The 19,541-nt window shown below is 44.9% G+C and carries 14 protein-coding genes and 1 pseudogene; 10 read left to right on the top strand and 5 right to left on the bottom strand.

From position 1 onward, the window contains the following. Positions 1 to 427: 427 nt before the first annotated feature. From ACX5J7_RS04510 to ACX5J7_RS04535, 6 genes are read left to right on the top strand one after another with little or no spacing between them, the layout of a single operon-like run. Positions 428 to 1,186, top strand: a complete 759-nt coding sequence (locus tag ACX5J7_RS04510; RefSeq protein WP_012517277.1) for a DUF3450 domain-containing protein — start codon at positions 428 to 430, stop codon at positions 1,184 to 1,186. Positions 1,187 to 1,199: 13 nt separating this feature from the next. Continuing rightward, positions 1,200 to 2,564, top strand: coding sequence for a MotA/TolQ/ExbB proton channel family protein (locus ACX5J7_RS04515; protein WP_015066234.1), 1,365 nt, complete (start codon positions 1,200 to 1,202; stop codon positions 2,562 to 2,564). Positions 2,565 to 2,566: 2 nt separating this feature from the next. Further along, positions 2,567 to 3,085 carry a MotA/TolQ/ExbB proton channel family protein gene (locus tag ACX5J7_RS04520; protein WP_012517279.1) on the top strand — a complete coding sequence of 173 codons (519 nt, stop codon included), beginning with the start codon at positions 2,567 to 2,569 and terminating at the stop codon, positions 3,083 to 3,085. A gap of 32 nt (positions 3,086 to 3,117) precedes the next feature. Then, positions 3,118 to 3,525: an ExbD/TolR family protein gene (locus ACX5J7_RS04525; RefSeq protein ID WP_015066235.1), complete on the top strand. Its 408-nt coding sequence runs from the start codon at positions 3,118 to 3,120 to the stop codon at positions 3,523 to 3,525. Positions 3,526 to 3,528: 3 nt separating this feature from the next. Then, on the top strand, positions 3,529 to 4,137 hold the full coding sequence (locus ACX5J7_RS04530; protein ID WP_015066236.1) for an energy transducer TonB: 609 nt from the start codon (positions 3,529 to 3,531) through the stop codon (positions 4,135 to 4,137). Positions 4,138 to 4,143: 6 nt separating this feature from the next. Further along, on the top strand, positions 4,144 to 5,469 hold the full coding sequence (locus ACX5J7_RS04535) for a tetratricopeptide repeat protein (RefSeq protein ID WP_462835108.1): 1,326 nt from the start codon (positions 4,144 to 4,146) through the stop codon (positions 5,467 to 5,469). A 127-nt stretch (positions 5,470 to 5,596) separates the two neighbouring features. Here ACX5J7_RS04535 and ACX5J7_RS04540 read toward each other — a convergent pair whose 3' ends face one another. The 4 genes from ACX5J7_RS04540 to ACX5J7_RS04555 form a co-directional block, all read right to left on the bottom strand. Next, positions 5,597 to 6,673: a response regulator gene (locus tag ACX5J7_RS04540; RefSeq protein ID WP_462835109.1), complete on the bottom strand. Its 1,077-nt coding sequence runs from the start codon at positions 6,671 to 6,673 to the stop codon at positions 5,597 to 5,599. Next, positions 6,657 to 9,545, bottom strand: coding sequence for an ATP-binding protein (locus tag ACX5J7_RS04545; protein ID WP_498706258.1), 2,889 nt, complete (start codon positions 9,543 to 9,545; stop codon positions 6,657 to 6,659). The genes ACX5J7_RS04540 and ACX5J7_RS04545 overlap by 17 nt, the downstream gene beginning before the upstream one ends. 238 nt (positions 9,546 to 9,783) lie before the next feature. Then, complete coding sequence (locus ACX5J7_RS04550) at positions 9,784 to 11,352, bottom strand: AMP-binding protein (RefSeq protein WP_462835111.1); 1,569 nt, start codon at positions 11,350 to 11,352, stop codon at positions 9,784 to 9,786. A 109-nt stretch (positions 11,353 to 11,461) separates the two neighbouring features. Then, a complete protein-coding gene (locus ACX5J7_RS04555) occupies positions 11,462 to 11,938 on the bottom strand; it encodes a hypothetical protein (RefSeq protein ID WP_012517286.1) in 477 nt (158 codons plus the stop codon). 127 nt (positions 11,939 to 12,065) lie between these two features. Here ACX5J7_RS04555 and ACX5J7_RS04560 point away from each other — a divergent pair, with 127 nt between their 5' ends. After that, a complete protein-coding gene (locus ACX5J7_RS04560) occupies positions 12,066 to 13,280 on the top strand; it encodes a PQQ-dependent sugar dehydrogenase (protein WP_015066241.1) in 1,215 nt (404 codons plus the stop codon). 387 nt (positions 13,281 to 13,667) lie between these two features. Then, a complete protein-coding gene (locus ACX5J7_RS04565; protein WP_498706262.1) occupies positions 13,668 to 16,478 on the top strand; it encodes a bifunctional aconitate hydratase 2/2-methylisocitrate dehydratase in 2,811 nt (936 codons plus the stop codon). 77 nt (positions 16,479 to 16,555) lie between these two features. Here the strand turns inward: ACX5J7_RS04565 and ACX5J7_RS04570 are convergent, their stop codons facing one another. Then, the gene (locus ACX5J7_RS04570; RefSeq protein ID WP_015066243.1) at positions 16,556 to 17,560 is read right to left on the bottom strand and encodes a 5'-methylthioadenosine/S-adenosylhomocysteine nucleosidase family protein; all 1,005 of its coding nucleotides are present in this window, start codon (positions 17,558 to 17,560) and stop codon (positions 16,556 to 16,558) included. A gap of 403 nt (positions 17,561 to 17,963) precedes the next feature. Here ACX5J7_RS04570 and ACX5J7_RS04575 point away from each other — a divergent pair, with 403 nt between their 5' ends. Both ACX5J7_RS04575 and ACX5J7_RS04580 read left to right on the top strand, forming a co-directional pair. Continuing rightward, the gene (locus tag ACX5J7_RS04575; protein WP_283620010.1) at positions 17,964 to 18,248 is read left to right on the top strand and encodes a DNA ligase; all 285 of its coding nucleotides are present in this window, start codon (positions 17,964 to 17,966) and stop codon (positions 18,246 to 18,248) included. A gap of 145 nt (positions 18,249 to 18,393) precedes the next feature. Further along, positions 18,394 to 19,348 (top strand): annotated as a pseudogene (locus ACX5J7_RS04580) (DNA ligase). Positions 19,349 to 19,541: the final 193 nt, after the last annotated feature.

The following is a 19,541-nucleotide window of genomic DNA, read 5'->3' on the forward strand; positions in this document are numbered from 1 at the left end:
CGGGACAAGTCGAATCGGTGCGCTAGGAATAGTGATGTCTGGTGAGACAGGCCGTATATGGGAAGTAATTGTAGTCAAATTTGGTAGATTGCCTCAGTGCTAGAACGCCAAACCCTGCAATGAAAGTTACCACAATGTTAGAAAATGAACGATGTCCATAGGGCGCACGATACTAGATTGCAAATTAGCATTGTGTCACTTAGCAAGTGATATGAAGTATGCAGGAGCCGTATACGAGGCCCGTACGTACGGTTCTGTGAGAGGGATGAGGCGCAAGCCTCACCCTACTCGATATATGCCATAGATGACACTTTTGGTTTATTTATGACAGTTCCGTAATAAAACTGTCACAGAAAACTCCTATCCTACGCCCAGAAATTTATAGTCGGATACAACCGATTTCTTTTAACTTTAAAGGTTTGAATGTATGAAGCTTATCAATGCCTTGCTTGTAGCTGGTGCGCTTAGCGCGACACCCGTGCTTGCACAAGACGATGAAGTCTTAAAACCCGTTGTCGATGAGGCAGCGAAAATAAACGAATCAGCAGCGAAGTCGCAAGAAAAAATCAACGGCATTACTGACCAGATTGACAGCAAACTTCAACAGTTCAAAACATTGATGAAAGAAATCGAAGGCCTTGAGGTTTATAACACTCAGCTTCGTAAGCAAATCAATAACCAAGAACAAGAAATGGCAGACCTAAACGCTGCTATTGATGAAGTGTCTGTTGTTGAGCGTCAAATCACGCCACTCATGATGCGTATGATTGACGGTTTAGAGCAGTTCGTTGAACTAGACGTTCCTTTTCTTCCAGAAGAGCGCGCGAATCGCGTAGCTGACCTTCGCGCCATGATGGACCGTGCCGACGTTGCTGCGTCTGAAAAATTCCGTCGCGTAATGGAAGCTTACCAAGTAGAGATGGACTACGGCCGCACAATGGAAGCGTACAGCGGTATTCATTCAATTAACGGTCAAGAGCGTGATGTTGAATTCCTACGCCTTGGTCGTACAGCGCTAATTTATCAAACACGCGATGCGAGCATGCAGGGTGTTTGGAACAAGCAAACCCGTCAGTGGGAAGAGCTTGATAGCAGCTATCGTACACAAATTACAAAAGGTCTGCGCATGGCGAAGAAGCAACTTGCACCAGACTTGCTAATGCTGCCAGTGGCAATTACAGACTAAGAGGTTGATAAGAATGTTTAACACAGTAAAACGTATCGCTGTTGGTCTAGCAGCCCTTAGCATCAGCGTTGGTGCTTTCGCACAAAGCGACCGTGCAATGGACTTAGACGCACTTCTTAAGCAACTAGAAGAAGGTCAGTTTGCACAGTCACAGCAAAATAAACAGCGCGAGCGGGACTTCCAAGCGCAACGTGCAGAGCAAGATCGCATTCTTCGCGAAACGCGTCAGCAGCGCGATCAAATGTTAGCGCAGTCTGAGCAGCTTGAAACTCAATTCGAAGAAAACGAATTTAAACTAGCAGATCTTAACGGTGCACTAGACACCCGTCTAGGTTCACTTAAAGAGCTATTCGGTGTGTTGCAGCAAATTGCTGGTGACACGAAAAATAAATTCTATAACTCAGTTATTTCGGCCCAAATCCCAGGCCGCTCTGATTTCCTAGATCAGATGGCACAGGACATGGGTTCAAGTTCTAAACTTGCTTCAATTGAAGAAATTGAGCGCGTGTGGTTCGAAATGCAGCGTGAAATGACGGAATCAGGCAAGGTGACTACTTTTACCACTGACGTTGTTGAAGCAGGCGGCGAGAAAGTGAACAAGTCTGTTGTACGTGTAGGTCCGTTTGCGCTAGTTGCCGACGGTAAATACCTAGACTACAACGGTGTAACAGGCACAGTGTCTGAACTAGTGCGCCAGCCAGCTGACCGTTACAACGATTCTGCGGCAGAACTTCAAGCATCAAATGGTGAGCTAGTCCAGTTCGGTATCGACCCAACAGGGGGTTCTATCCTAGGTCTTCTTGTTCAAGCGCCTAATCTTAAAGAGCGTGTAGAGCAGGGCGGTGTAGTAGGTTACATCATTCTTATCGTTGGTGCGTTCGGCTTATTACTTGCACTTGAGCGCCTAGTAACACTTACGCTAACGCGCATGAAAGTGAACAAGCAGCTTAAGAGCAAAGAAGTGAATACAAACAACCCGCTTGGCCGTGTACTTAAAGTGCGTGACGAGTATCCAAACGCAGACGTAGAAGCGCTTGAGCTTCACCTTACTGAAGCGATTTTGGGCGAAGTGCCTAAGCTAGGTCGCAACCTAACTATCATCAAGATTATCTCAGTAGTTGCACCGCTTATGGGTCTACTAGGTACGGTAACCGGTATGATTAACACCTTCCAAGCGATTACCTTGTTTGGTACAGGTGACCCGAAACTAATGGCTGGTGGTATTTCAACAGCACTTGTAACAACAGTACTAGGTCTTGTTGTAGCGATTCCGATGACACTGCTTTATGCAATGCTAAACACACGTTCTAAGAACATTGTGTACATCCTACAAGAACAGGCGTCTGGCGTAATTGCAGAGCGCGCTGAGCGAGGCTAATCATGATCGAGTTTCTAGAAGCAATTCGCGACTTCACAGAAACAGGTGGCCAGGTTCTCCTGGTCATCGGTCTGCTGATATTCGTTATGTGGCTTTTGATCCTCGAGCGTGCGATGTATCTGATGGTTTGGCACAAGCAGGCCAAGAAAGAAGCGATAGCAATGTGGACAGCACGTGCCGACCGCTCTTCTTGGTTCGCTGAACAAGTTCGTCAGAAAACGATTTCACAGTTAACCATGCGCCTTAACGGCAGCATCCCCATTATCCAGTCACTGGTTGCGCTTTGTCCGCTACTGGGCTTGATGGGAACGGTTACCGGTATGATTGAAGTGTTCGATGTAATGGCGATTGCGGGTTCAGGTAATGCTCGTTCAATGGCGTCAGGTGTATCGAAAGCCACTATCCCGACAATGGCGGGCATGGTTGGCGCACTCTCAGGCGTATTCGCCGCTACTTGGTTAACTCGTATGGTGAAATCAGAACGCACGCATCTTGAGGATGCATTGATTATTCAACGTTAATGCTAGTTAAGCGTTAAGGTAAGGTATTTATTATGAAGCAGCACTTTCAAAACCTAGTCGATGAGGAAGAAGCAAACATCGACATGACGCCCATGCTGGACGTTGTATTTATCATGTTGATCTTCTTTATCGTGACTGCGTCATTTGTGAAAGAAGCCGGTATTGATGTTAACCGTCCAGAAGCAGCCACGGCTGTGAAAAAGGATCGCGCCAACATTCTTATCGCTATTTCAGATAAAGGTGAAATTTGGATTAACAAACGCCGCATCGACGTTCGTGCAGTACAGGCGAACATTGAGCGTTTGCACGCTGAGAACCCTCAGGGAACTGTTGTTATTCAAGCTGATAAAAAGGCCACAACAGAAACTTTGATTAAGGTTATGGATGCGTCGCGAGCCGCCGGCGTTTACGATGTTTCGATTGCAGCCCAAGAGCCATAAATCATGCCACGATATTTAATCGCATTTGCACTATCCCTTGCGATCACGTTAGGCCTGTTCTTCTTGATGCAATCGCTGATCAAGATGGGTGGCAGCGCACTAACTGAACCGCCTAAGGGAAGCGTGCTTGACTTTGTAAGGGTCAAGCAGGATGAACAGGTTGAGAAAAAAGATCGTAAGCCGAAGAAGCCACCTAAGCCAGAAGAGCCGCCACCGCAGATGGAGCAGCCTCAAATGGACTCACCTTCTCCTGATGCAGAAGGCACGTCGATGGACTTTGGCGCTGAAGTGGGTGATGACATCTCACTGGAAGGCGGGTTGGCCCTTGAGTCTGGTGACGGTGAATACTTGCCCATTGTTAAGGTTGCGCCGGTTTATCCACGACGTGCGCTTCAGCGCGGTATCGAAGGCTTCGTTATTGTGGAATTTACAGTAACTAAGCAGGGCGCGGTGCGCGACCCCATTGTTGTTGAAGCTAACCCTTCAGGTATTTTTGAGCAAGCGGCCATTGATGCAGCAATGAAGTTCAAATATAAACCTCGTGTGGTAAATGGCGAAGCAACAGAGGTTTCTGGTGTGCAAAACCGTATTACGTTCCAAATTGACGGGTAACAGAACATGATGAGAAAACAGACGAATACATTGCTTAGTGCACTGGCGTTTGCATTTGCATCGGCCACGGTATCTGTACCTAGCATGTTGGTTGCCACCGACGCTGTTGCGCAAGCGCAAAAAGCAAGCGAAAAGAAAACCCGTCGCGTGCCTACGCTACGGGGCAAGGTGTACGAGCAGCTAGCCCGCGCACAAACGGCAGCGGATGAAGCGGGTAACGTTGAAGAAGCTATCGCTATTTTGAAAGAAGTAGAAGATAAGTCTGACTCAATGAACGCCTACGAAAAAGCCATGATGTACAACTTTTTCGGCTTCATTTATTACAATAATGAAGACTACGTTAAAGCGCTGGAATCGTTTGCCAAAGTGGTAGAGCAGCAGCCTATTCCTGAAAAGTTTGAAATGACCACACTTTTCAGTTTGGCGCAGCTTAACCTAATGCAGGGTAATTACGACGAAACCATCACCTATTTGGAGCGTTGGGAAAGTCTAAACACCGGTCCAGTACCTGTAAAAAACAAGGTGATAAAGGCCCAAGCGTACTATCAAAATAAACAGTACGACGAAGCTGCAATGTGGATTTCTGAAGCCGTTGCTGATCACGAAGCAGAAGGCATGATCCCTGATGAAGGTTGGTTAATTCTTCAACGTGCTATTTTCTATGAACTAAAGCAGCCTCAAAAGGTTAAAGACGTTCTTATTAAAATGGTGAAGTTGTTTGACGAACCTAAATATTGGATCCAACTAGCCGGTATGTACGGTGAGTTAGGTGAAGAGCGCAAGCAGTTGGCTATCATGGAAACCGCTTATCAGCGTGGTTTTGTTAATACGTCAGCTGACGTGTTCAACATGGCGCAGCTTTATTACTATCACCGTGTACCTTATAAAGGTGCTAAGTTGATGGAACAAGCGATGAACGATGGTGTGCTTGAGAAAAACTTGCGCAACCTTAAGTTCTTAGGACAAAGCTGGTCACTTGCTAAAGAGCAAGACAAAGCCATTCCAGTAATGATGCAAGCGGCTGAACTGTCTGAAGATGGCGAGCTAGACGCGCAGTTAGCGCAAATTCTTCTTAATGAAGAGCGTTTTGATGACGCAATAGCAGCGGCTGATCGAGCGGTTGAAAAAGGTGACTTAAGAAACCCTGGTTTGGTTTATTTAATCAAGGGCATGGCGCTTTACAACAAGAAGCAATACGCTCTAGCACTTAATCAACTAGCAGAAGCGGAAAAGCATCAGAAAAGCCGTGCTATGGCACAGCAGTGGAAACAGTTTGTTCAAGGCGAAAAGCGCCAAGCTGACGCACTGGCTTCCGAGCTAGGTGCAAGTTAAACCGTGAGCTAAAGCTTCACACGATAAAAAGGGTCGAGAATTCGACCCTTTTTTCTTGCCGTTGACCCGTCCTAAATAGCGTTGATACTTAATGTAAAGTTTGCTAGGTGATTAACTATCTTTCCTGTTAAAGCAAGCTGCCTATCGATATCATCGACCCCTCTGCCTCTAACGCATTCCAGTAACGTTTAGTTTCGATAATTTCTTCTTTAATTGATAAAAAACAGTCGACTAGGTCTGGGTCAAAATGGTCTCCGGCACCATTTGTTAAATGTGCAAACGCTTCATCGTCAGTCCATGCTTTCTTATAAGGGCGTTGCATGGTTAGTGCGTCGAACACATCCGCAATTGCAACAATACGCGCACTTTCGGGAATCTCTTCGCCAGTTAATCCTTCTGGATAACCTGTACCGTTCCATTTTTCATGGTGACATAGGGCTATTTCGGCGGCGAGGTTAAACAGCGGGGTTTCGCATTGAGAAAGAATTTTATGCCCTATTTGTGCGTGGGTTCGCATTACTTCCATTTCGCTGTCTGTAAGCCGGCGTGGGGCTTTCAAAATGGAATCGGGTATACCAATTTTCCCGGTGTCGTGCATGGGGGCGGCTTGCGCAAGCAGACATGCATCGTTATAAGACCACCCCGATGCAATAGCTAAACATTTACTGTAAGCCGCCATTCTCCAAATGTGGTGCCCGGTGTCCGTATCGTTGTAATGCCCTGCTGTTGCCAACATGGTAATGGCGCTCTGTTGACTTCTCGTTAGCTCTTCTGTGCGTGCGACCACAAGGTTTTCCGTGGTCTGCATTTGGTGTGCAAGGCTAATGTGAGTTTTAACTCGGGCTAGCGCAATACTGGGGGAAACGGGCTTAGTGATATAGTCGACCGCACCTAACTCAAAACCCTTTTCTTCGTTCTCGCCTTGACTTAGCGCGGTTACAAAAATGACGGGTATACGGCTCAATAGTTTATCCGACTTAAGCTGCCTACAGACTTCAAACCCGTCCATTCCCGGCATCATAATATCTAGCAGAATAAGATCGGGCGTGAACTGCTGCGTTATTTTCAGAGCGATGGCGCCAGATGGTGCTACTTTAACGTCATAAAAAGGGCCAAGAATTCCAAGTAAAATATCGATATTTGCCGGCTCGTCGTCAACAACGAGAATACTAAATCTATGTTTTGTTTTATTCTGTTCGGTCATTATTAATTTCATCTATCAGTGATTGCGCTACGACCAAAGCCCCTTCAAAATCATATATAGAGGCAAGCTTTTTCAATTGATTTAACGTATGTGAATGACCCAGCCCGAAGTGGCGAGCTGCAAGCGCTGTTATTAACTCAAGTGCCCTAGCATCGTAGGCTTCAAGGGCCTGTTTTACCTCTTTTAAAGAAGAGCGTAGTGATGCATTGTCCACATCGCTGTTTTCATTACACTCATTGCCCACGTCACTTTTATCAATAGTATGAGCAATTAAGCGAAGTGTTGCATCTAGCTCGAAGGAGATGACTGATATGTGCTTTGCGTTGATAGTATCAGGCCTCTGCTTCGCCTCCATAAAACGATGTAAACACCGTTCTAATGTTGTTGCTCCTATTTTCTGGGCGTCAGCAAGTAATTCGGTTAATAGCTGACTGGTGTGTGTCGGTTCGTGAAAAATATTGAGTAAATTAGACATTACGCTACGCTGGCTATAAGTTTCGTAAAAAGACAACAGTGAAGCGATAAATGCGTCTGTCTCGCTTGGCGGGGTAATTTCCATGTATCCGGCGTGTATGTGAATATCGATTGTGTGTACAATCTCGTCTGCGGTTGCGGGCTTTACTAAGTGATGACACATGCCGGCAGATAACGCTTTTTCAGACGCTTCATTCGTTTCATCCGCGCTCAACGCAATGATTGGGGTATAACACCCTTCTTTATGTGTAAGCGTTTCAGCGATGTCATAACCTGTTATGCCTGGAAGGTGGCAGTCCAGCAATATAGCGTCAAATGTATTCGACTTGCAGAGCGCTAGCGCTTGCTCGCCAGTCATCGCCGATACCACGTTGACGCCTAAATCTTTCAGTATCTGCTGACTTATTTCAACGCTAATTAAGTCGTCGTCGACCACTAACACGCGCTTATTCAATAGGCGCTTAGTTCGCCACTTTTTACTTTCCAGCCCTTCACTCGTTTTTTTGTTCGTCGACGCATGCAGCGGAGACAAAGCGGAAATAAGTTCACCTTCCGTGAAGGGAAGCTCGATAATCCGAATATTTTTAGAGAGGGATGTTCCGATTCGCTTTTGCACTTCTTCTTTGCTAAACGGACTTATTAGCACATTGCAGTTTAGCTCGTGGTATTCACCAAACTGGACATGACGTAAAAAGCTTTTCCAGCTGGACTCATCGACAGGTAAAAAAACAATGCTAAAGTCTGCTTGTTTAGGTAGAAGGTTCTCATTTGGGTCAGCTATGAGGCAGTGAATATTGAACCTTTGTAACGTTTGACAAAGGATTTGACAGCCTTGTTCTACGCTTTTATGTGTTTGAATACAAAGTACTTCAGAAGGGATGGACACAGGAAGAAGAGAGTCGCTTGGTTCAGTGTCTTCAATACAAATTGGCAGTGAAAATGCAAAATTAGTCCCTTCGTTAACCTTACTTTCAATGGTTAGTTCGCCACCCATTAGCTCAACGAGTCGTTTACAAATAGCAAGTCCTAACCCTGTACCGCCAAACTTTCTCGAGATTGATGCGTCTGCTTGTTCAAAAGCATTGAATAATTTGGTTTTACCTGTATCGCTAATGCCCATGCCGGTATCGCTTACGCTAAAACCGAGCTCGTTACCACGCTTATCAATTTTAAGCAAAACATGGCCTGTTTCTGTGAACTTGATGGCGTTACTCAAAAGGTTGAGCAAAACTTGGTAGATTTTCTCGCTATCACCACTGCACCGTATCTTGGTACTGCATCGAATATCGAAAAGAAGCTGAAGCTGCTTTTGTTGTGCCTTTACCTGAAATACTTGAGCCAGTTTATCTATGGTTTTCGTAAGAGTGAAAGGCTCGTCAAGAATGTCTATTTTATTGGCTTCAACTTTGGAGAAATCCAAGATGCTATTCATTAACTCAAGCAGCGCGTTAGAGCTTTTCTGGACTTTTTCTAAATATTGCTGGCGTTGGTCGTTATCCTGAGTCTCTAACGCCAAGTGCGTTAGACCGATTATTGCGTTCATCGGTGTTCTGATCTCGTGACTCATGGTAGCGAGAAAATCAGTTTTCGCTTTATTCGCACTTTGTGCTTCGTCATACGCCTTCTGTAGCTTATGCTCAATCGCTTTTTGACTGCTTATATCGTTGAAAACACCTACGTGCCCATCGGGTTTACCTTCGTTGTTAAGTAGTGGTACTGCTACAATGGAGATGGGAAACAGTCTCCCTCGTTTGTCGGTAAAAAAATCTTCGTAGGAAGTATAAGATTTCCCGTCGCGTATAGTGAGATTAACGGGGCATTGCTCTCTTTTAAGAAGGGTGCCGTCGCCTTTTTGATAGTGAACCGTATCGTGAAAACGACGGTCTTGAAGTTCTTCTAACGTCCAACCTAGTAATCGAGAAGCGGCCGGGTTGAGAAACTGGGTCTTGCCCTCTGCGTTTACGGCGTAAACCCCTTCGCCGATGCTATCGGTGATGCTGCGGTAAAATGCTCGTCCTTCAGATAAGCTTTTCTCTAAACGCTTTTGCTGGGAAATGTCGGTAGCGATTACGATAAGGTGATCGACAAGAGGGGCTTTCTTTACAACAGGTACGACGGTGGCAAACACAAACCAAGGTTCGCCCGTTTTTCTTAAGCTGTGTACTTCGCCTTGCCAAATATTCCCTAAGGCAAGAGCGCTAAAAATTGCGCTTATATCTGAATTTGAAATGTTAGTAATATCGAAGGCTGTAATGTATTTACCAACAATTTCATGTTCTGCAAACCCTGAAAGTTCGCTACACTTTTCATTAGCGCTAAGAATTTTACCTTTTACATCCATGGTGACGACCATGCCATGTTTGTCCATGGCTTGTCGCTGCAGTAGCATAGCGTTCATAGTTCGATCCCTTTAAAGGGACGTCTTATAAAGCGAGTGGTTCGGTACTTGTTGACTGAGAATGTCATAAATTGCATAAGTGCAACGAAAGTGAAAAGTGTAAGGTTAAGTTTTAGCCAGAACTAAAACTTTTTCAATAAGCTAAGCTTATTCTTTGGTAGCAATAATCTGATTTTTATGTGAAAAACGCATAGGAAGTTATCACTATGCGTTTTCTGATTGCTTCTCTCTTCTAAGCTTACGCTGAACGTAATTCTCGACGTAAAATTTTACCCACTGTGGATTTGGGAAGTTCTTCTAATACGGTGATAGATTTTGGGATTTTGTAGTTGGTTAAGTGCTTTTTGCAGAATTCGGTTACATCATCGGTGGATACTTCACTGGATAACGTAATGTAGGCGCATACCCTTTCGCCAGTTTTATCGTCGGGCTTTCCTACCACTGCAGCTTCCATAACATTGGGGTGAGAGGTTAATACGTCTTCTATTTCGTTCGGGTACACGTTAAAGCCAGACACAATGATCATGTCTTTAAGGCGATCTACTATTTTTATAGCACCAGATTCTGTGCGTATGCCGATGTCTCCGGTTTTAAAAAAGCCATCTTCGGTCATGACTTTTGCCGTCTCGTCATCACGGTTCCAATATCCCATCATTACTTGTGGCCCGCGCACCGCTATCTGCCCAGAGTCGCCTTCTTCAACTGGTTTATCTTGGCTGTCTAACAACGCGACTTCCGTGCCTTCAAGTTCGTGGCCTACGGTGCCAATTTCTTCTTTGCCTGGAATATTAAATGACACAACAGGGGCTGTTTCCGATAAGCCGTAGCCTTCAGTAATGGTGTTACCCGTCACATCTTGCCAAATAGATACCGCAGCTTGTGTAAGAGCCGTACCGCCTGACATGGTGAGATGTAAATTAGAAAAGTCTAGTTTGGCAAATTCCGGGTGACGACCAAGGCCAACAAATAACGTATTAATACCCATGAAGGCAGATATTTTATGAGGTTTTAAGGTTTGTATAAAGCCGTCAATATCGCGAGGGTTTGGAATCAGGATAATTTGTGTTCCTTTGGCGAAAAGCGCCGTCATTCCTACGGTAAAGGCATAGATATGGTATAGCGGTAATGGGCACACCAACACTTCTTCACCGTCTTTAAAGCCATCGCCAATACGGTCAAGCATTTGAATACAGTTAGCAAGTACGTTTTTGTTACTTAACGCTGCCCCTTTCGATACCCCTGTGGTACCGCCTGTGTACTGCAGCATGGCAAGATCATCTAACTGAATCTTAGGGCGTTCGAATTGCGGAAGACCTTTGCCAATTTCTACCGCTTGGCTAAGGGATACTGTGCCATCTAATGCGGGGGCCGTATTGGGGTCTAAGAGCTCTGTTGCTGATGTGGTAATAACCGTATTGATACTCGTATCATTTTTAATACTAGTAAATTTAGGAAGTAAATCGCCAAGTATGACTAAGGCTTTTGCGCCGCTGTCAGTAAATTGATGCTTCATTTCGCGCTCTGTGTAGAGCGGGTTGGTATTCACTACCACTAAACCTGCGCGTAATGCAGCATAAACGACAATGGGGTTTTGAATTAAATTAGGAAGTTGAATAGCAACTCTGGTTCCAGGGGTAAGCTTAGCTTCGTGAACAAAGTAGCGCGCTAAGGCTGATGACTTGCTATCAATTTCAGCAAAGGTAAGGGTTTGCCCAAGGGCCGTATACGCGGGCCTGTCAGCAAATCGCTGCATTACGCTTTCAATGTAGTCGGCAAGACAGGTCACATTATCAGGGTAAGTTATCATGTTGCTTGTTCCTAGTAGGGCGTAAAAATTCAATCTACGCCATACAGTAGCAAACTTAACTTTTTATTTACATCTGTGTTGGGTTATTTAATTCTATAAGTTTTAGTTATTATTTAAGCGCAAATTTATTACTTAAATAGGTGTAAACACTGCCAGCCGCCACACCAGCCAAACATTGGGCGCACAGCCCTGCGACAGAGCGCGCGCCAGCAATTAGCGTCACGTTTAAGATAGGCTGCATCGCTAGCAACATGATTAAAAAAGATAGGCCGCCGGCAGCGCCAAATAATAACAATCGGGTGCTCACAGTGGTGCGGCGCTCTAAATGTTTCTCGACTCGACGGGTAACCTTATGAGCAATTATAAAAGCTAAAAACAGAGAAAACCCTATGATAAGCCCGTAGGTAGGTAACAGCCCTACTAGGTCTTGGCTTATCATGAACCACCAATCGCGTGGCTGCAATTTAACGTGAATGAGCGAAAGGTTGATTAAAACGGCAATGGAGTGAAATATACTTGCCAGCAAGAAGCCCACGGCCCATGCAGGGATAAAGCTAAATAGAATGTGGCGAATGGCTTTGTTCATAATTTACAACCTAAAGTCTGTCGACCTTATTTATCCGGTTAAGCTAAATAGCGTGAAATAAGTGCCATCATTATGCGCGTATGAATGGGATATGCCATAGTATGCTGATTAAAAGAGGACAATAACAATGAAATCATGGCTCGCGTTAAGCGCTCTGTTATTTAGCACTGCCTTGTTAGCAAGTGAGAGTGAAAGTGTTAAAAACAGCACATTAAATAGTACATTAAACACCACGCAGCCAAGCGTCTTACAAAGTTTGGCTGAGCGCGTAGAAATCAACACGGTTATTGACGCGCTGTCCTACCCTAAGGCAATAACAACCGTCGTGGATAAAGAAAAATCAACCACGCATATAATAATAACCACCCGAGACGGTGAGCTAATTGTTGTTAACGATGAACGAAAAGTAAGCCGCTTCACTTTGCCCTTAGATAACCTTTATACGAAAGGGCAGGGCGGCGTATTAGATATACTGATCCCTTTTACTTATCCTCAAGATAAAACCGTGCTGCTGAGTTATTCGAAGGGAAGCGATGAAGCCAATCATTTAGCTGTGGTCAAAGCACAGTTCTCTCTAACCGCTGGGATCAGTGATGTGCAGCCAGTACTCGACATTGCTCAATCGAAAGATACACCCGTTCATTACGGTGGAAAACTACTTCAAATTGATAACGTGACTAAAGGAGAAAATGCTAAAGAGCATGCCTTCCTCGTGACTACCGGAGACGGTTTTGATTATCGCGAACAGGCCCAAGTTGTCACTTCCCAGCTTGGAAAAGTGCTTGGCTTTACAATTAATGGTAAGCCGCTGGCCGCACCGGCCTTTCCAGAGGCGCCTTATGTGTTTACGCTCGGTCATAGAAACCCACAAGGTTTAGTGTATGGCGCTGACGGTCAAATCTTCTTACACGAACACGGGCCTGATGGAGGCGACGAACTAAATCTTCTTCAAAAAGGGAATAATTACGGTTGGCCTGTGGTTACTTTAGGAAAAGATTACTCGGGCGCAAGAATCTCGCCCTTTTCGGAGTATGCCGGCATGACAGGACCGCTTGTAGATTGGACGCCCTCTATCGCGCCATCTTCTATGCTTTACTACATAAATTCAAAGCAGCCTCATTTCAGCAATACGCTGCTGGTTACCAGCTTAAAAGCAAAAGCCTTGTTCGCAGTATCGCATGACAAAAATGGTTATACGTCAACGAAGGTCTTTGACGCGCTAAATGAACGATTAAGGGATATTGCAGTAGATAGCGACGGTAATATTCTACTTCTTACAGATGGTGAAAGCGCGAAGGTGTTCAAACTCTCATTCAAAGAAAGCTACACTGCCAAAAACTAACGATTGATTGAAACTTTGTTTCAATATTGATGGTAATTTATACTGGTAGCACCATAAGTAAAGTGAATGTCTGTCATAAGTGCAACACTATTATTTATCGGTATTGGTATTACCAATAGAGGGTGGAAGTAGGGTGCATTTAGCTTTTATTTTTCATAAGTTGCTGTAATAGAATGTTTATTTTTGTTTGTTGCAAAGTTTCGGGTTTGCTGCCATTTTTCTCGGCGCGCAAGATAATTACACGCTAGCGAGATGTTTGCCTATCTGATTACTTTCAGTCATTACGTAACTGCTAAAAATCGGTTAAAATATCCCTCATTTTTATATGCGTATAGCTAAGACCGACTTAACACTACGCTCAAGTAAAACTAAGACCGAGAGAACTATATGAGTTTGTATTCAGAATATCTGGCAGAGATCGAAACCCGTAAAACGGAATTAGGTCTTAACCCTAAGCCAATTGACAGTGCAGAACTGCTGTCTGAAATTATTGCTCAAATTAAAGATACAACAAACGAGCACCGCGAAGACTCTCTAAAATTCTTTATCTATAACACCTTGCCGGGTACTACACCTGCTGCCGGTGTTAAAGCACAATTCCTAAAAGAAATTGTACTTGGCGAAGAAAAAGTAGAAGAAATCACCCCTGAGTTTGCACTTGAGCTTCTTTCTCACATGAAAGGTGGTCCATCGGTAGAAGCTTTATTAGACCTTGCGCTTTCTGACGATGAAGCGGTTGCAAACCCTGCGGCTGAAGTACTGAAAACGCAGGTTTATTTATACGAAGCTGATACTGAGCGTTTAGAGACAGCATACAAAGCGGGTAACGCGATTGCTAAAGACGTGCTAGAAAGCTACGCGAAAGCTGAATTCTTCACCAAGCTGCCTGACGTACCAGAGAAAATCGAAGTCGTTACCTACATTGCTGCTGAAGGTGATATCTCTACAGACCTTCTATCTCCTGGTAACCAAGCGCACTCTCGTGCAGACCGTGAACTTCACGGCCAGTGCATGATCACGCCAGAAGCGCAGCAAGAAATTGTTGAACTAGGTAAAAAACACCCTAACGCAAAAGTTATGCTTATTGCTGAAAAAGGTACCATGGGTGTAGGTTCTTCTCGTATGTCTGGTGTGAACAACGTTGCACTATGGGCCGGTGAGCCAACAAGCCCTTACATTCCTTTTGTAAACAAAGCGCCAATTGTTGCTGGTACTAACGGTATCGCACCAATCTTCCTTACTACTGTAGACGTAACCGGTGGTATTGGTCTTGACCTTAAAAACTGGGTTAAGAAAACAGACGAAAATGGCGAAATCGTTCGCGATGCAAACGGCGACCCAGTGCTTGAAGAAGCTTACTCTGTAGCAACAGGTACGGTACTGACCATCGATACCAAAGCGAAGAAGCTTTTCAATGGTTCAGAAGAACTTGCTGACGTATCTGCGTCATTTACTCCTCAGAAAATGGAGTTCATGAAAGCGGGTGGTTCTTACGCCGTAGTTTTCGGTAAGCAGCTACAATCTTTTGCTGCACATACACTAGGTGTTGAAGCACCAGCAGTTTACGCGCAATCAAAAGAGGTTTCACACGAAGGCCAAGGCCTTACTGCTGTAGAAAAAATCTTTAACCGCAACGCGGTAGGCGTAAACTCAGACGCACCACTTCACGCGGGTTCTGACGTACGCGTTAAAGTAAATATTGTAGGTTCTCAGGACACTACCGGCCCAATGACGTGCCAAGAGTTAGAGTCAATGGCGGCATCGACTATTTCACCTACTGTTGACGGTGCTTATCAGTCAGGTTGTCACACGGCGTCGGTATGGGATAAGAAAGCACAGGCTAACATTCCTAAGCTAATGTCATTCATGAACAACTTTGGTGTAATCACAGCCCGTGACCCTAAAGGCGTTTACCACGCAATGACTGACGTTATCCACAAAGTGCTTAACGACATCACGGTAGACGACCGCGCTATCATCATTGGTGGTGACTCACACACGCGTATGTCGAAAGGCGTGGCGTTCGGTGCTGACTCAGGTACGGTAGCACTAGCACTTGCGACAGGTGAAGCGGCAATGCCAATTCCAGAGTCTGTGAAAGTGACCTTTAAAGGTAGCATGAAAGAACACATGGACTTCCGTGACGTGGTTCACGCTACTCAAGCGCAAATGCTTAAGCAATTCGCTGGCGAGAACGTGTTCCAAGGTCGCGTAATTGAAGTACAAATCGGTACTCTACTTGCTGACCAAGCGTTTACGTTTACTGACTGGTCTGCAGAAATGAAAGCGAAAGCGTCAATCTGTATCTCTGACAATGAGACTATGGTTGCGTCACTTGAGCTTGCTAAGAGCCGTATCCAAATCATGATCGACAAGGGTATGGATAACGAAGCGAACATGCTTCAAGGTCTAATCGACCTTGCTGACAAGCGTATTGCTGAAATCAAGTCTGGCGAAGTACCAGCGCTTGCACCAGATGACAACGCTAAGTACTACGCAGAAGTGGTTATCGACCTAGATCAAATCGACGAACCAATGATTGCTGACCCAGACGTAAACAACGAAGACGTGTCTAAGCGTTATACCCACGACGTTATCCGTCCAGTTTCTTACTACGATGGTAAGCCAGTAGACCTAGGTTTCGTTGGTTCTTGTATGGTGCACAAAGGCGACATGCAAATTATCGCGCAAATGCTGCGTAATCTAGAGAAGCTTAACGGCTCTGTAGAGTTTAAAGCGCCACTTGTTGTTGCGCCACCTACATACAACATTGTTGACGAACTAAAAGCCGAAGGCGACTGGGAAGTACTTGCGAAATACGCAGGCTTTGAATTCGACGATGCTAAGCCAAAAGAAGCAGCGCGTACTAAGTACGACAATATTCTTTACCTAGAACGCCCTGGATGTAACCTATGTATGGGTAACCAAGAAAAAGCTGAGCCGGGCGATACCGTAATCGCAACGTCTACTCGCTTGTTCCAAGGTCGAGTTGTTGCTGACTCTGATGAGAAAAAAGGTGAGTCACTGCTAGGCTCTACGCCGCTAGTAGTACTTTCAACTGTACTTGGTCGCTTCCCAACCACGGAAGAGTACAAGCAAGCGGTTGAAGGCATTGACCTAACTAAGTTTGCTCCACCATCTGAAGACTTAGCTGTTAAGCCTAAGTTCGAAGCAGACGTAGCAGTTAAGCGCGTATAAGCACTTACCGCTAAACAAAACATTAAAAAGCCCCCAACCAAGGTTGGGGCTTTTTTATCTCTGACCCCATTTATTATTTACTGAGTCTCGGTTGTTACGAGTTCATCGAGTATACCAAGTAGTAGTTTTGTGCCGGTGCCAGAGGCAATTGCGTCAAATACATTTTCAACATTTTTACCGTGCTGCCCACCCGCTAGGTCGCTAATTGAGCGGATAATTAACCAATCCACGTCATTAACAAAGCTCACCTGTGCAACGGTTGCTGATTCCATTTCTGCTACATCGGCAGTGTAAACATCGCGAAGCCATTCGCGGTATTTTGCGTTATCGACAAATACCGAACCTGTCACCCCGTTACCGCCAATATCCACCAGTATTTCTTTACCCGATGGCATAGTAATAGGCGGGATTTTTTTCAAAGCACGCTGTGCCATCGCCAATAGCGCTTTGTCTGCCGTAAAATAGGGCATTCTTTTGCGGGTGTCCCAACCTTCTTTAACTACAGCAACCTCGGTAGGGTGAATAAACCCAATGTTTTTATAGTTAGGCGAGTGCTTATCAGTCTCCCGTCGCGCTTTGTAATATTCGAGCTGCTTAGCGTAATAGTCCGGTAGCTCGTAGACGTTAGCGTCACCTTTCTTCGGGTTGATATAGACAGATTCATCGTGGAAGTACCAACGTTCAGGTACTGCGATATCGCCCGGCGTGTATTTCGGGTTTATGGCCCCTGCAATCCCCATCATTACCAGTTTATCAATAGGAAAGTAATCCAGCGCCATCTGTACGGTCATCGCTGCGTTGGTAATGCTGACACCCGTACTAAATACAACAATGGGCTCACCTTTATAAGTACCTAACTGATACTTAACCCCTTTAATATAAACCGTTTGCGTAATCTGAGCATCGTCCATGGTTGCAAACGCGGCGTCAATCGCTTCAATTTCTGGCTCGTAAGCAGCAACCACGGCTGTCCATTTGTTTTTAACATTGGAAAAATCTTTAGGGCCGTACTGGCTGGTATCGTCATTTGCTAAAGACGACAGCGATATACACACGAAAAAAACAAAACTACTTAAGCGCATAGTGACCTTATTTAATTTATTATTTGCACCAATAAGGTGCGGTTGATGAGCGAGTACTGCACGTAATTGCGATAAATAGCTATTAGCACAGCCTCAGATAGACACTAGGGCAAAGTTCGAGCCAACAAGGTCGCTAAATGTTAGCAACTTTATTAGGGCGATGATAGCGATTGATAAAGGTGAGAAATCATGGCAACGCTCTTCGTTTATTGCTTAAAATTTGCATACCAAGTAATGTTAAGTAAACGCCCACCTGAATAGCTAAATGATTCAGAAAAAGCAGCCTACTTAAGCATTTAGCATAGCTTTTGATAAGGTACTCTCGACACCGCAGCACGAGGGTCACCAAGTTTATCTAAATAGACAAAAGCGCTTGCAATCTTTACTAAAGGAATAAGCTACCTTGAAATACAAAAGCAAATTTAAACATTTAAACTGGGCTAGCACTGCAGTTGTCATGGTTGGAATTACCGTGGGAGCAAGCGGGTGTACTACCGTCACGACAGGCCAAACCGAAGACTGTATTGAGCAAGCTAATAACGCAGATGTTCACGGGGTGAATACGGCCGATGAACAACTCAATGCCTGCTTAGAAACTTACCAACTGCGACGCAATAAAGAACGAACGGTAGGTGAAGCCTTTGCTGAAGACGTGCTTATCTCTGTTATTAATATTATTACTGACTAGAGCCGTTTCAATTAAACGAAAAAACCATCTTACGTACAGTTAAAAAAACCAAGAAGGCAGAGTAATTTACTCTGCCTTCTCTGTTTTAACGTCTCTATTTTGAAGCGTTGAAGCGGGTAACTTTTAACGAACTAAGGTGAATTTAGTGCAATTTTTTCTAGCAGTATTTTGTCTTCTTTTAATCACTGCTGTTACCCACGTTAATGCAGAGGATAAGCTTGATATTGTCGATGGTTTACAGCTTGCCAAGCAATATAGCCACAGCCGACAAGATATAAATATCGCCGAGTATTGGGTGAGCGAAAAATTAGACGGCATTCGGGCACGATGGGACGGCACTGAACTGAGAACCCGCAATAACAACAAAATAGCCGCTCCGGCATGGTTTACTGCCAATTGGCCCAAAGCAACCATTGATGGTGAGCTCTGGATTGCGAGAGGGCAGTTTGAACGTACGGCTTCCATAGTGCTTTCAAAGTTAACGAGCGTTGCGCCTCATTCTGTAGCCGGATCTTTACCTCGTACTGAATCTACAGTCGACGCCATGACCGCTACACATTCCCTACCAAGCAAACGCTGGGCTAAGGTTAGGTTTATGGCGTTCGACATGCCTGTAGCGGGCCAGTCCTTTGACAGTCGACTCAATATGCTGAACTACCTTAACGAAGCTACGCCCAATCCTACGTTTGCCGTTGTTCCCCAATTTACCCTTTCTTCTGTTAATGCGCTTGAAGAAAAGCTTGAACAAGTAACATTAAGCGGCGGGGAAGGGTTAATGCTTCACCACAAAAAGGCGTTTTACCATTCAGGGCGCAGTGACAAACTACTTAAGGTAAAGCAGTTTGAAGATGCTGAAGCGAAAGTACTGGCGCACCTTGCCGGGAAAGGAAAATTTAAAGGCATGATGGGCTCGCTGCTTGTAGAAACGCCCGCCGGCGTTCAGTTCAAATTAGGAACGGGCTTTTTCTGAAAAAGAGCGTCGAGCGCCGCCCGCTGTTGGCAGCTGGGTGACCTTTAAGTTTTACGGTTTAACGAAAAACGGGAAACCGAGGTTTGCGAGCTTTCTTCGTGTAAGGCCGCCCTCTGATTTACCCAAGTAATAGCTTGCCTAAATGTTTCAATAGACCTAACGAATCGTGTTAAAAAGGCTGTTTTCTACGGTTTACGTTTTTCACTGCTCTTAAAAGGGTTATCTAAAGGCTACCCCTTGTCTTTACCTCATAAAGCCTTATACCTTATTCATATGTCAATTGTTAACGTTGATTTCGAGGCTTTTATTTAATCGATTTTAGC

Source organism: Alteromonas infernus (assembly GCF_902705815.1).

Coding starts and splice junctions, on each gene's coding strand:
- ACX5J7_RS04545 (WP_498706258.1), bottom strand. CDS start 9,545: ATGAACGCTATGCTACTGCAGCGACAAGCCATGGACAAACATGGCATG.
- ACX5J7_RS04570 (WP_015066243.1), bottom strand. CDS start 17,560: ATGCGCTTAAGTAGTTTTGTTTTTTTCGTGTGTATATCGCTGTCGTCT.
- ACX5J7_RS04530 (WP_015066236.1), top strand. CDS start 3,529: ATGCCACGATATTTAATCGCATTTGCACTATCCCTTGCGATCACGTTA.
- ACX5J7_RS04560 (WP_015066241.1), top strand. CDS start 12,066: ATGAAATCATGGCTCGCGTTAAGCGCTCTGTTATTTAGCACTGCCTTG.
- ACX5J7_RS04525 (WP_015066235.1), top strand. CDS start 3,118: ATGAAGCAGCACTTTCAAAACCTAGTCGATGAGGAAGAAGCAAACATC.
- ACX5J7_RS04535 (WP_462835108.1), top strand. CDS start 4,144: ATGATGAGAAAACAGACGAATACATTGCTTAGTGCACTGGCGTTTGCA.
- ACX5J7_RS04565 (WP_498706262.1), top strand. CDS start 13,668: ATGAGTTTGTATTCAGAATATCTGGCAGAGATCGAAACCCGTAAAACG.
- ACX5J7_RS04540 (WP_462835109.1), bottom strand. CDS start 6,673: ATGACCGAACAGAATAAAACAAAACATAGATTTAGTATTCTCGTTGTT.
- ACX5J7_RS04510 (WP_012517277.1), top strand. CDS start 428: ATGAAGCTTATCAATGCCTTGCTTGTAGCTGGTGCGCTTAGCGCGACA.
- ACX5J7_RS04515 (WP_015066234.1), top strand. CDS start 1,200: ATGTTTAACACAGTAAAACGTATCGCTGTTGGTCTAGCAGCCCTTAGC.
- ACX5J7_RS04550 (WP_462835111.1), bottom strand. CDS start 11,352: ATGATAACTTACCCTGATAATGTGACCTGTCTTGCCGACTACATTGAA.
- ACX5J7_RS04520 (WP_012517279.1), top strand. CDS start 2,567: ATGATCGAGTTTCTAGAAGCAATTCGCGACTTCACAGAAACAGGTGGC.
- ACX5J7_RS04555 (WP_012517286.1), bottom strand. CDS start 11,938: ATGAACAAAGCCATTCGCCACATTCTATTTAGCTTTATCCCTGCATGG.